We start from the raw sequence: 12,261 nt of genomic DNA on the forward strand, positions 1-12,261 counted from the left end.
CTCATCACACCTCCGGGTCTAGCGGTTCGTAATCTTTGCGCAGCGGATACCCAACCCAATCGTCCGGCATCATGATGCGGCGCAGGTCGGGATGACCCGGAAAATGAATACCGAGCAAATCATACACTTCGCGCTCATTCCAGTTGGCCGTGTTCCAAACCGGAACAACGGACGGAATTTGCGGATTGTCGCGATCCGTCTTCACTTTCACAGTCAGCTCCCGCTTCGATTGCAGCGATACCAGGTGATACACGGTTTCCAGATGCGTCTCATAATCGACGCCTGATAAGTTCCGCAAATAATCAAATTGTTGCGATTCATGCGACTTTAACAGCTCGGCACTTTCTAGCAGACGATCCGTCCGAATGACAAGCGTCGGCATATGACCGTTTATTTCATTTATGTAGGCTTCCACGATGGCATCATCAGAAACGAGTGAACGTATGAGGGCCGAAGCTTCATCCAGCTGTGGCTGCTTCGGTGACGGAGGCTTCGGTTCAGCCGGAGCGGCTTCGCTCTCGGCTGCTGCTTTGGCCGCCGCCCGTGCTGCGCGCGCTTCCTCGGCAGCTTTGATCTTGGCTGCCTTCTCCGCATCGACATCGCCGGCCGGAGCATCGCCGCTTCCTTCGCCGCCGGCTGCGGCTTTGGCCGCAGCCCGTGCTGCACGCGCTTCCGCGGCAGCTTTCAGCTTCGCTTCGCGCTCCGGATCCACGGCCGCTTGCTCCGCTGCGGGCGGATTCGCCGGCGCGGCGGACGCTTGCTCCGCCGCGGGTTCGCTCGCCGCAGGTGCCGCGGGCTCGCTTGCCGGAGTCGCGGCCGCGGGTTGCGCTGGGGGCTCACTTGCCGAAGCTAACGCAGCAGGCTCGGCAGTTTGCTCGCTCGGCGCTGCTGCTGACACTGCTGGCTGCTCGCTCGGCGCAGCATCTGCGGCCGGCTGAGCCGCCGGCTCACTTGCCGGCGCCGTCACATCAGGCTGGGCCGCGGGCTCGCTCACCGGAGCTGCCACATCAGGCTCGGCAGCTTGTTCGCTCGGCGCTGCTATCGGCTCAGCTGGTTGCGCCTCCGCAGGGGCTGCGCTCTCCGATTGCTCCGATTGATTCGGCTGCTCCTTCTGGCCCAGTTCCTTCTCTTTATCATCACTCATCGATTCGTCACCCGCTTCCCGGTCTTCGCCTCGTAGCGGATCTTCTCTTGAAGCTTATTGATTCCATAGATAAGTGCTGCAGGATTCGGCGGACAGCCCGGTATGTACACATCAACAGGGACGATCTGATCGACGCCCTTCATAACCGCGTAGGATTTCACATACGGTCCGCCTGCGGTCGCGCATGAACCCATGGCGATTACCCATTTGGGCTCTGGCATTTGATCATAGAGCCTGCGAAGCAAAGGTCCCATCTTCTTCGTGACCGTACCCGCCACAATCATAACGTCTGACTGACGAGGAGATGTGCGGAACATCACGCCGAATCGGTCCAAGTCATAGTGGGATGCACCCGTACCCATCATTTCAATCGCGCAGCACGCCAGTCCAAAAGTTAGCGGCCAAAGCGAGTTGCTCCGAGCCCATGCCTTAAGTTCCTCCAGCGTCCCCATAAATACGTTGCGTTCCAGTTCTTTGCGTTCTTCAGGTGTGATCGACTCTAAATTGAATTCCATTTGAGCACCTTCTTTTTCCAGGCATAGAGTAATCCAATTAACAATAATCCTGTGAAAATGGCCATTTCAACAAGCACAAATAAGCCGAGCTGCTTATACGCAACGGCCCAAGGGTATAGGAAAACGGTTTCGACATCAAAGATAACGAACATGAGCGCAAATAAGTAGTAGCGCACATTAAAACGGACCTGACCCTCCCCAACGGGCTCGTTCCCGCTCTCGTAAGTGGTCTTCTTCTCTTCATTCGGTTTGTGCGGACGCAGTATACGGCCGACAGCCAATGCAACCACCGGAAGTAGGATACCGAGTAGAATGAAGATCGTCACAATCACGTAATTGTTGATGTACTTCTCCACACATTTCGCCTCCATGGTTATGAGTCTATAGGGCGGGATAGGTGCTGACGCCTTGGTCAATTTTCCCTCACAATTATAACAAACCCTGCCACTTGCGTCTATGATGTAGTTGGATGCGCTTCCTTTTTACAAAAAAGGCCAGAATCTGCAGGTTTTCCCCATTAGAATGTACATGGGTTGGAAATTTTATGCAAATAAAACTATTGAAAAAGGGTAGGTAATCGCAGAGAGACGTTTTGGGGCTGGGATCTTGATGCTTCAAAATTCTAACGAACCGTAGAGGTCTTATTTAGCCGAATTCCGGCACTTCGAAATTCTAACGAACCGTGGAGGTCTTATATTGAAATAATCGATTCCCAAATCACCAAAAACCATCAAATAGGACCTATACCGTTAGTTAGAATATTTTTGGAGCTGTTTTGGGGCAAATAAGACCTCTACCGTTCGTTAGAGAATTCTGGATTCTGCAGCCCGCATACCGAGTGCCTAGAGCAGCACATCGCGCAACTTATCTCACAGTTCGCACCTTGTACTTAACACCTCACACCCAAACGTTCGGACTGCGCTCTTCACACCTCACGCCTCGCATTCCACATCCCGCATTATTCAATGAGAAATTCCCGAAACACGTCAAGTTGTTAATAGTAGAACACCGTCCCAGCCAAGCAGACGCCCCCTACCCCAACACACGAAAAAAAGCTCCCTCTGCGCCAAATATGGCGAAAGGGAGCCCCTAACACGATTCACTACACTGCAGTTGTGATATCTTTATCAATCGACTTTTTTGGGCCTTCTTGCGGAGTGCCCTCCATAGAAGCGCTCTTATCCGCCGACTCTGCCGACTCTGCAAGTTTCTTCTGCCTCGCTAACAAGACAAATACGAAGCCGTAGTACATCCAATAGAGTACGAATTCCTCCAGCGACGGATCTTGGGTATAACCAAGGAACGCCTTGAAGAAAATGCCGATTTGGCCGTTCAGAATCGGATGATGGCCCGTATCGCGGATATAGTTCGTCTCGTCTATCGGGTGCTCCGGCATGAACCAGGTCAGATCATACATCGCGCCAACCTCGCCGCCCGGCGTATGATAGACGCTGCCGATCAGCTTCAAATCCTGCATGACGCCAACCGCTTGGACGAACAATCCTGCTGCAATCATGATCAGAAATACGCTCGTAATTCTGAAGAACGTGCTGATCTGGATTTTTTTACTGCTTTTGAACACGACGATCCCAAGCACGCCCGCCGCAACTAACCCGAACAACGCTCCCCAGCTTTGCAGCACCTTGGAAATGTCGCCGGAGGAGATGGCAGCAAAGAAAAATACAGTCTCCACGCCTTCCCGAAGGGTAACAAGGAAGGAATGCACAATCATATTCAGCGCGCCGCCGGCCGTAAGAATAAGCGCTACTTTTTGCTGCAGCTTACTTCGCATCTCCCGATTCTGCTTACTCATAAACAGGATCATATGGGTTAACAATCCCGCAGATACCAGCAAAATCCCAATCCGCAAATATTCCCGGCTGCCCATTGTCGCATAACCGTCCAGCACGATTTGGAAGACCAGGGCTACGCCAAGGCTGGCGATAATCGCCATAACAACCCCGAGCCACACCCACTTGTTCCACTTCGACTGGCCGATTCGATTTAAGTACGAAATGATAATGCCGACAATCAAGATGGCTTCGAACGCTTCGCGAAATGTGATGAGAAAGGCTTGCAAATTCATGCGAAGAGTCACTCCTTACCGTTCATAAAATGAGCTAACCCGCCCTGCAAAGAGGACGGGAAGCGGTGGTTGCGGGCAAACGAAAAGCCCCTACTTATTGGATTGCAATAACTCTATTTGATTACGATAACATGACCTTTTTCGAAATAGATATGGTTCCCGGAAAGCTCGGCAATGGCGCGGAGCGGCAGGTAGGTCACGCTGTCTTTTACAACTACCGGTTGATCCAGCTTGAAGTCTGCAACAGGCTCGCCGTTCTTCAGGACTGCATCGCTGCCAATTGTAAGAGCAAGCGTAACGCCATCTTTCGTTACCGAAGCGGTTTTCGTCGTATTGTTGAAATCAACTTGGAAGCCCAGCAATTGCAGGTAACGAGTAGGTACGAGCGTACGGCCGGTAGCTTTCTGGATGAAAGAAGGCGTTACTTCTTGTGCCGTGCCCGATACCGCTACTTCTTTGTCGCCGACATTGAAGGAAATGCCGTCAACCGTAGCTGCATAAGCAGCCATTTTGTAGCCGATTGCGCGAACTGCATCTGCATTGCCTGCAGCGGAAGCTACAAGAATTTCGTCAGTCAGGGATTTCGCTTCTTTGTATGTTGCACCAAGGAACGGCTCAAGAGCAGCGAAGAAACCATAAAGCTCACCGCCTGTACCAGCTGCGCCAGCTACATCGCCCTTCTCGAGTTTCTCAAGAACTTCGATTGTGTACGCACTTACTTTTGCAATGTTACAACGGATGATTGCCTTCTTGATCGCATCATAGTTGAATTGTTTCGCATCGCCGGAAGCGAATGCTTTGTATACGAGATCTGCGTCAGGAGCGTCTCCACCTTTCAGGTAGCCATATACGCTCATGTAATAGAAGTAGCCTTTGATGATTGCCGCAGGTTTCTCAGCTGCAGCGACCTTTTGAACATCATCGGCTGCTGAAAGTGTTGCAAGGGCAAACACCTTGATCAACGTTTTATCGAGCAATTGACGGTGAACGTTAAGCGATATTACGTCTTTCTTCTCGATATCCGCTTTGAAAGCAGGGAACAACGTTTCAGTTACCAATTTGGAAGTAGAAGTGCCGAATTTGCCGTCTGTTGCTTTCACTGTTGCATCGATGGCAGCGTTGTAAACAGCCAGTGTTTTGTCAATGAACTCTTGCGCTTTGACTGTGTCGCCTGAAGTAAGGGCACCTTTCGCACCTACGTTTGTCAGGTTTTTGATCAGGAAGTAGAAGTACCATTGCAGACCTTTATCAACGGCTTGCTGTGTTTGTTCATATGTAAGCTTGCCTGCTACTGCGTTCTCCAGAACGAAGTTGACATTCTCATTGATGACAGGGTCGCCGGCTTTGATGCTGTCGTCAACGCCTTTAACGTTAAGCTTGAAATCCGCTTCGAATTGTTTCTTGATATCGGCTACCGGTTTCTTCTGAGCAAACATGTCGAGCAGGTTTTGGTAAGCTTTCAGTTGGGGTGCTACATCGGTATTTACCGGTGCTTTCTGTGGTGCATCATCAGCAAATGCAGTTGCTGCGAAAGTAAATACGGCAGCTACCAGCATTGAAATCGTAAGAAGGATGGATAAAGACTTCTTCATTCGGTTCATCGTTTTGAACACTCCTTGTTTAATTAGGTATGATTGCCGCTTGCACTTGGAACTGATTATTTGCGCTTACTCTTGCACTTACGCACTTCCTCTTGCTTAGAAAAACCCTTTGCGTCTTGCCCACCAAACCGCACCTGCTCCAATGATGAGGACGCCGCCGATTACACCGACAGTGACGCCCGTATTGGTTTTGTCCGTACGCGCCATTGCGGCATGTTCCTTCGTGCCATCAATGGTCTCAGGCTCTGCTGCCGCAGCTTCGTCCGCTGCTGCCGTATTGTCAGTCGCAGCTGCATCGTCTACTGCATTGTCAGTTGACTCCGAAGCATCGGAGGCTTGATTATCAGCTGTATCAGCAGGCTCTTCGGCTGCTGCCGTTTGATCATCCGCCGGTGCTGCTTGATTGTCACCTGTTGAAGCTTGATCATCAGCAGGCGCTGCATCCGTAGGAGCGGCTTCTTCAGCTGCCGGCTTGTCACCATCGGCTGTTTCCGCTGCATCCGGCGCTGCCGCAACCGGCTTGTCAGCTGGCTGTTCCGTCTGCTTTGCAGGCTCAGTCGGCTTAGTAACCGGTTTATCAGGCTTCTGCGTCGTGCCTTTATCTGTGTTGCCTGAGTTCGTGCTTGGTTTTGCGGTTGTACCTTTATCTGTACTTGTACCGGCACCGGCAGCCGGTTTGGTCGGCTCCTTGTACGCGGTATAAGGAAACAGCGGTTTAAGCGAGCTGTAAATCCGGTTGACAGCATCTTTCAATGCTTTCTCGTCCGCGTCCTTCTGTCCCACGCCGAACAATCCCGGATTGCCGATGGCATCAAGCGCGACATCAAAGTCGTCGCTTAAGCTGCTCATTTTGGCAGAGGAGAGTTTGGCTTCCGCGTAAGGAGTCAGCGTAACGAAGGTTGCGCGTGCTTTGGCAAGCAGCAACTTCGCATTCGTGTAATCACTTACATCCTTCAGCGTGTTCTCGAATCGCCGATCAAGGTTCATGATAAGAATCGCCTTGTAATTGGCAATCGTCTCCTTCGCTTTGAGAGACTTGAAGTTTGCATCTAGCGTAGCGGCTACCGAATTGCCGAAATGAGCGGCAATTTCTTCACGTCTTTCTTTATGAGCTGCCAGCGCAGTGTTCCAGTCCGCAGGAGATTTGCTGAGCGAGGCTACAACAATCTTAAAGGTTTCCGCGACATCCTCTGTATTGGCATCGCCATATGAATAGGCCCACGCCCCCGTTGGTGCAAATGAAAAAAATAGCGCCATGACCAGCATTATGGTCTTTGTAAACGTCAAACGCATGATTGCATATCACCTTCCGTCAGACATAAATTCATATAAAATTCATATTGCAGATGACCCGTTAACAATGATAATCATTTTCAACTGAGGTGTCAATCACTTTTATTTCCTGAAATTGCCTCACCAATATTCTGGTAGATTGGTCCTATTTGGGAGAGAGAGAAGAATGAAGGCGGAAGCCATGGGCTTTGGTGGCGAGTCGTGTTTATGAGGCGGTTGAGAGTGACGGATGCTAAGGCTGAACATGCGATGGTCTAACGGGAGGTTCGAGGAAGTACTGTGCAAAGTAGAAAAGGTGTATTTTGAACGGAGAAAAAGAAAACCCCGCCGCCCGCGAGGTTATTTCTTCGGTTTCCCTATCCACTTGTATAAACGAATCTCGTTATAGACCGGCTCAAACAGCTCCTCGCTCCGATAGACCGCGACCGGCTGCACGCAATCCCGCAACGAGCCCACCTGCGCTTCAAACCCCTTGAGCACATGATCCGTCAACAGAATCGTCGCCTGCGGATCCGCCTGCACATCGGCGATAAAATAATCATAGGTTTCGATTCTACGGTTGGTTACCGGCGAATGGAGGTATTGCAGCACACGCATCTCTTCCCACGTGTAGACGACGAATCGGCTTGAGGGATTGTCGCCGGCCAGTTGCTGCAGCCCCTGCTCCAGCTGATACACAGCGGGCAGCTCCTGCGCCTGCCTGGCGACAAGCGAGCCGCCCACAACCGCCTGCAGCGCAATGATGCAGGCGGCGAGCAGCGCGGCCGCGGCCGCCAGCGCGCGGCGCACGCGCAAGCCGCGCTCCGCCGGCGCCGCGGGCTGCTGCGCAGCAGCGGATGCACCGGGCACCGCCGGTGCATCTGGAGCGGCGGGCCGCGCTAGCGGCGCTGCCGCGCAGAACAGCGCAAGCAGCAGCCACATCACGCCGATGAGCGGCGTGATGTGGCGTGGCTTGTCGATGTTCTGCGCCAGCAGCGCCCAGGCGCCGTAGGCGCTCGCGAGCGCAGCGAGCGCCCCCGGCAGCGCCGGGCGGCGGAGCCATGCCGCCGCCCGGGGCGCCAGGCGCGGCGCGCCCGCGCTCGCGCCGCCGCGGGGCGAGCGTGCCGCGCCCGCGGAGAGCATGGCGGCGAAGAGCAGGCCCGCCGCCGCATAGAGCAGTGCTGCAGAGCGGGCGAACATCCCGCTCCACAGCACATTATCGCCCGCGAAGCGCAGTGCGCGCTCCGCGAAGCTCAGCTTGCTGCCGGCGGATGCAACCCCGCCGCCCCACTCGCTGAAATGTCCTGCGGTAAATGCGGCGGCGAGCTGGATAAACCCGAGCAAGCCGCCTTCGCTAAGCGCCAGCCCGGCCACCCACAACAACTGAAACACAGCGGCCAGCGCACCAAACAGCACAATGCGAGGCCACAGCCTATTCCCCTGTCTTCGCCAGTTCACGCAACTCACGACCAGCAGCCATACCAGCGCCAAGCCAAAAGGCGCAAACGAAAGTCGGATTCCCATCAGCAGCCCGAACGCGAACAAAGCTGCTACCATCCTGCCCCATGTGGACCGCTCCATCGCCCGCCACCAGCTCCATAGAAACCACCACAAGAGCGCGATACCTGCCGCCTCCGACATCGGCCTGACCGATTGCAGCCACAAATAAGGCGCTGTCAGCACTAAGAGCACGGTCAGAACGGACCACAGCGGAGAAAGCATTCGTCTCGCAAGCAGCCAAATCGGAATCGTCGCCAGCGCGGTCAGCCCGATGTTTAACGTCTCAAACGCATAAACAGCATTCGGGATGAATCGCTGTACAGCCAATGCCCCCATGACGAAATACGGATAACCCGGAAAATGAGGCTGCATCGCCAGCAGATCGAAACGATCAAGCGCCAGCACAAAATCAACCTCATCCCAGCTCGCCGCATACGGACTCCTGTGCATGAAGCTGTAAACCACCCACAGGATAACCCCAACAAGAAGAAAAGCCGGTGCAGCCACCGACTCCAACGTCATTTTGTTATCCAGCTTGCTTGCTCCACGAGTTTCCCCGCTTCGACCACCTGTCTGAACCTGCTGCCGCACCTTTCTCCCCCCTTTACAACTGTTACTCATTTCACTCGGTGTTCCCCTTATTTTCACTTCGCGTTTCAATAAAGGTTTCACTTGGTCTTTTCTTTCCACAATTGTTTCACTTAGTCTTTTCTTTATTTCCACTCCGCATTTCAATAATAGGTTCACTTGTGTTTCACTTTATTACTTCACTTGTTTCACTCACTATTTCACAAAACCATTTCACTTCGTCCCACCAGGCCCAATTACAACCGTGCCAGCCTGCTTATGCCGCACACCGCGTTTGTTCCCCACCGGGCGACGCATCTCTTTCCAAACCGCCGGAAGCACATTGAACATGTACTTGCGAAACTTGATGAAGGATTCCCCGTGCGTACGTACTTGGTACGTGATCGGCACTTCTTTCATGACAAAGCCCTGGCGCACCAAATTCAGCGTCAGCACCTGAGCGTAATTGTAATCATGAATGATTTCGGCATGCTCCATAGCTTCCCTTGAGAAGCCGCGCATCCCGGATTGGCCATCCCAGATCATCCGGCGCAGCAGCACTGCCTGCAGCAAGGTGAAACAGATATTGCCCAGACGGCGATGCAGCTTCATCCCGCGAATGACGCCTTTGAAACGCGAGCCCATCGTGTAATCGGTATGTCCCTCTCGAATTGGCGCGATCACATCCGGGATTTCATCAGCCGGATATTCGTTATCCGCATCGATCATCAGCCCAATATCCGCACCGAGCCGCACGCAAGAGGCAAGCCCCTCGCGCACCGCAGCTCCAAGTCCTCGATTTCGGGCAAAAGAAACCACATGGTCCGCTCCCGCTTCCCTTGCTTCTTGCACCGTTCCATCCGCGGAACCATCGTCAATGACAAGCACCTCAACCTGCCAATCCGGATGAAAATCACGCGGGACTCTGGCAATGACCTTGCCGATGTTCTGTTGTTCGTTATGTGCCGGAAGGAACACAATCAATTTCTTTTTCACGTTGCCCAGCTTCCTCCTATCCAAAATTTACAATAGATTAAACTTTCACTTATCCGATTCAAAAGCATCCGAGAGCACCGGTCCACGGCTATGACTCGGCAGCGGAGCACCAAGCAAATAACTAAGCGTCGGCGCGACCGATACGAGCGAGTGCTTCGCCTCAACCTTCACACCTGCACGCACATGAGGCCCATACATAAAGAACGGAACGAAACGCTCTCCTTCATCGAGATGACCATGCCCGCCAATGCCATCCGCTTGTCCATGATCCGCACAGATAATGAACGTAGCATCCTTCGCGTGACCTTGAGCTGTAAGCCATCCCACAAACTCAGCGATGAGCGCATCGGCTTCCTCAATCTTTTGCCGATATTCGTCGTACAGCGCTCCCATGCTATGACCGGTTTGGTCCGTCGCAATAAATTGCACGACGAGCAAGTCCGGATTCTGCTCCGCCATAATAAGCTTTGCACGTTCCATGATGTTGCGGTCCGCTTTGTCGTTATGCATAACGGCCGTCACGCTCTCCACGTCGTCACCCATCGAGTCGATCAGATGAGCGATGCCGAGCAGTCGTCCTTTTTTCCCCACCTTACGCAGGCTGTCGAAGATCGATTCGACTTTAATCCCGAGCTTCCATACCATATTCGAAGTAATCCCGTGCTCGCGCGGATACGTCCCGGTAAACATTGACGAGAAACAGACTACTGTACGTGCAGGATAAAGAGTTTCCATTTGCGTGTATTCCGTACCTTCTGCGCGCCATTTCTTCAGGAATGGGGCATTGGCCTCTTCGAACCGATCCTTGCGCATCCCATCGATGACAAGCACAAACACCTTGCCGCTGCTCGCCTCTTCAGGCTGGGCTTGTACCGGTACCGTATAGCCCTCCACTTCTTTGGGCTTCCAGTCAAACAGATTGCGATGCAGGATCCATGCGTAGAGCGCTACACCCAAGAGGAACAACACATAACTGCTCCATGTAAAATCAACCTGTGCCCCCGCTCCATCCGCGTCCGCCCAGTAGGAGCCTGCCGTATCCATAATAAACAGCAATAGCAGAAACTTCGGCAGCTGCTCTTGGGCATTGCCGCTTGTGGAATCGCTATTTTTCAGGACCAGCTTCCAAAATCGCTTAAAGTTCCACCACGAGGTACCGATGCGCAGATGATAATAGAAGGTGCCCCAGAAGTAGATTGTGAAGAACAAGAACAACCCAATCGCCGTCGTATACAGCCCCATATCCAGATACGCATCCCGCCACAGCACGAGCGCACCGATAACCGGGAACCACAGATAATTACGCAGAAACAGCGGAAAATCAAAATGAAAATAAAGGGCAAACAGCGGCAGCGCCGCCAGAAGTCCAAGTCCAAACTGCTCCCAGAAGCTACCGTCTCCCCAAGCATTCATGTGGTAGAGCAGAAACACACCAACCGTAAAAATCGGCGTAAACGGCTTGCCCTCATTCAACAAGTTCCAGCACCTGGCTGCAACAATTTCAAATCCTGACGCTTTCTTCACGATTTCTTCTGCCTCCCTCTATCCTTTAAGCCGAACCATTCCTTTAATTCCCTCCAGGAAACAGCTCCAAGAACCAACGCTGCCGCTCCTGCGGTATAGGCAAACCCAAATTTATAGCCATGCGATAATAACGCAGCTGTATACCCGTCACTACCGGCAATGCCGAGCAACCCAAGCGAGGCCGTTAAAGTCGTCTCATAGGTTCCGATACCGCCAGGCGTCACATGGAACAGCTGTCCCGCAATCGTCATGCTATTAGCCCAAACGACTTGCAGCAGGCCAACCTGCAAATTGAGCACATGAACCACACCATATACAACCGCACCTTCCAGCACCCAACTGGCGAGTGTAAGCAGCGCAACTGCCGCTCCCCTGCGCGATCGAATCGTCGTCCACAGCCGTTCGAAATGCCGTTGAAACGGTTTCCACTTCCGGCTTAGCCATGCAGCCAGAGCCAGCATGACCGCTCCCAGAACAATCATTACAAGTAGGAAGCGCGGAGAAACCGCCAATCCCAGCGTGATCGCTCCGATCGAACCAATAAACAGCAGCGAAACCATATCCAGCAGCCGCATCATCGCCACAGAGTGAAGCGCATCATCAAACCGCATCTTCGATTGCCGAGCCAGCATCCCTGTCCGCGCCAAATCTCCTAATTTAACAGGCAGTATATGATTAACCAATAGACTAACAAGTAAGGGATACATGTATGTACGCAGCCGATCCTCGTTCTCCCGAGCCACATATAATCGCCAAGCTACCGCTTTCAGCCAAAAGGAACAACTATATCCTACCGTCATTGCTGCAATCCAGCCAGGCGAATGGAGTAGTCTCTTTAAAGCTGCATCAATCTGACGGCCATGAAACCATTGCAGCGACAGCCAAACAAATACGACTGTCATCACCAGACCGCCGCCAATAATTACTGCTCTTTTCATTTTGTCACCTGTATCCTGTTACTCTGTTCTATCACCCTGCTCTATATCTACCGAACAGCATTGTTGAGAACAGTTATCAATTAAGTATAAAGGCCCTGTCGAAGCCCGTCAATTTATA

10 protein-coding genes are annotated in these 12,261 nt (G+C 52.8%); all 10 read right to left on the reverse strand.

Going from position 1 to position 12,261, the window contains the following annotated elements; genetic code table 11:
* Window positions 1-4: 4 nt before the first annotated feature.
* The gene (locus AC50Y3_RS13925; RefSeq protein WP_494819334.1) at window positions 5-1,144 is read right to left on the reverse strand and encodes an NADH-quinone oxidoreductase subunit C; all 1,140 of its coding nucleotides are present in this window, start codon (window positions 1,142-1,144) and stop codon (window positions 5-7) included.
* The gene (locus AC50Y3_RS13930; RefSeq protein ID WP_090982261.1) at window positions 1,141-1,659 is read right to left on the reverse strand and encodes a NuoB/complex I 20 kDa subunit family protein; all 519 of its coding nucleotides are present in this window, start codon (window positions 1,657-1,659) and stop codon (window positions 1,141-1,143) included. The genes AC50Y3_RS13925 and AC50Y3_RS13930 overlap by 4 nt, the downstream gene beginning before the upstream one ends.
* Window positions 1,644-2,030 (reverse strand): NADH-quinone oxidoreductase subunit A, encoded by a 387-nt coding sequence (locus AC50Y3_RS13935; protein WP_494819630.1) that lies wholly within the window; start codon window positions 2,028-2,030, stop codon window positions 1,644-1,646. The genes AC50Y3_RS13930 and AC50Y3_RS13935 overlap by 16 nt, the downstream gene beginning before the upstream one ends.
* 731 nt (window positions 2,031-2,761) lie before the next feature.
* Window positions 2,762-3,745, reverse strand: a complete 984-nt coding sequence (locus tag AC50Y3_RS13940; RefSeq protein ID WP_494819335.1) for an FTR1 family iron permease — start codon at window positions 3,743-3,745, stop codon at window positions 2,762-2,764.
* A 113-nt stretch (window positions 3,746-3,858) separates the two neighbouring features.
* Window positions 3,859-5,346 (reverse strand): copper amine oxidase N-terminal domain-containing protein, encoded by a 1,488-nt coding sequence (locus tag AC50Y3_RS13945; RefSeq protein ID WP_494819336.1) that lies wholly within the window; start codon window positions 5,344-5,346, stop codon window positions 3,859-3,861.
* Between the two features lie 96 nt (window positions 5,347-5,442).
* Window positions 5,443-6,639: a hypothetical protein gene (locus AC50Y3_RS13950; RefSeq protein ID WP_494819337.1), complete on the reverse strand. Its 1,197-nt coding sequence runs from the start codon at window positions 6,637-6,639 to the stop codon at window positions 5,443-5,445.
* Window positions 6,640-6,978: 339 nt separating this feature from the next.
* Window positions 6,979-8,865 carry an ArnT family glycosyltransferase gene (locus tag AC50Y3_RS13955; RefSeq protein WP_494819338.1) on the reverse strand — a complete coding sequence of 629 codons (1,887 nt, stop codon included), beginning with the start codon at window positions 8,863-8,865 and terminating at the stop codon, window positions 6,979-6,981.
* Window positions 8,866-8,919: 54 nt separating this feature from the next.
* The gene (locus AC50Y3_RS13960; protein WP_494819339.1) at window positions 8,920-9,681 is read right to left on the reverse strand and encodes a glycosyltransferase family 2 protein; all 762 of its coding nucleotides are present in this window, start codon (window positions 9,679-9,681) and stop codon (window positions 8,920-8,922) included.
* Window positions 9,682-9,726: 45 nt separating this feature from the next.
* Window positions 9,727-11,205, reverse strand: coding sequence for an alkaline phosphatase family protein (locus AC50Y3_RS13965; RefSeq protein WP_494819340.1), 1,479 nt, complete (start codon window positions 11,203-11,205; stop codon window positions 9,727-9,729).
* Window positions 11,202-12,143: a lysylphosphatidylglycerol synthase transmembrane domain-containing protein gene (locus AC50Y3_RS13970; RefSeq protein WP_494819341.1), complete on the reverse strand. Its 942-nt coding sequence runs from the start codon at window positions 12,141-12,143 to the stop codon at window positions 11,202-11,204. The genes AC50Y3_RS13965 and AC50Y3_RS13970 overlap by 4 nt, the downstream gene beginning before the upstream one ends.
* Between the last annotated feature and the right edge of the window lie 118 nt (window positions 12,144-12,261).

The sequence above is a fragment of the Paenibacillus sp. J22R98 genome (assembly GCF_059383835.1).

Coding starts and splice junctions, on each gene's coding strand:
- AC50Y3_RS13925 (WP_494819334.1), bottom strand. CDS start 1,144: ATGAGTGATGATAAAGAGAAGGAACTGGGCCAGAAGGAGCAGCCGAAT.
- AC50Y3_RS13930 (WP_090982261.1), bottom strand. CDS start 1,659: ATGGAATTCAATTTAGAGTCGATCACACCTGAAGAACGCAAAGAACTG.
- AC50Y3_RS13935 (WP_494819630.1), bottom strand. CDS start 2,030: ATGGAGGCGAAATGTGTGGAGAAGTACATCAACAATTACGTGATTGTG.
- AC50Y3_RS13940 (WP_494819335.1), bottom strand. CDS start 3,745: ATGAATTTGCAAGCCTTTCTCATCACATTTCGCGAAGCGTTCGAAGCC.
- AC50Y3_RS13945 (WP_494819336.1), bottom strand. CDS start 5,346: ATGAACCGAATGAAGAAGTCTTTATCCATCCTTCTTACGATTTCAATG.
- AC50Y3_RS13950 (WP_494819337.1), bottom strand. CDS start 6,639: ATGCGTTTGACGTTTACAAAGACCATAATGCTGGTCATGGCGCTATTT.
- AC50Y3_RS13970 (WP_494819341.1), bottom strand. CDS start 12,143: ATGAAAAGAGCAGTAATTATTGGCGGCGGTCTGGTGATGACAGTCGTA.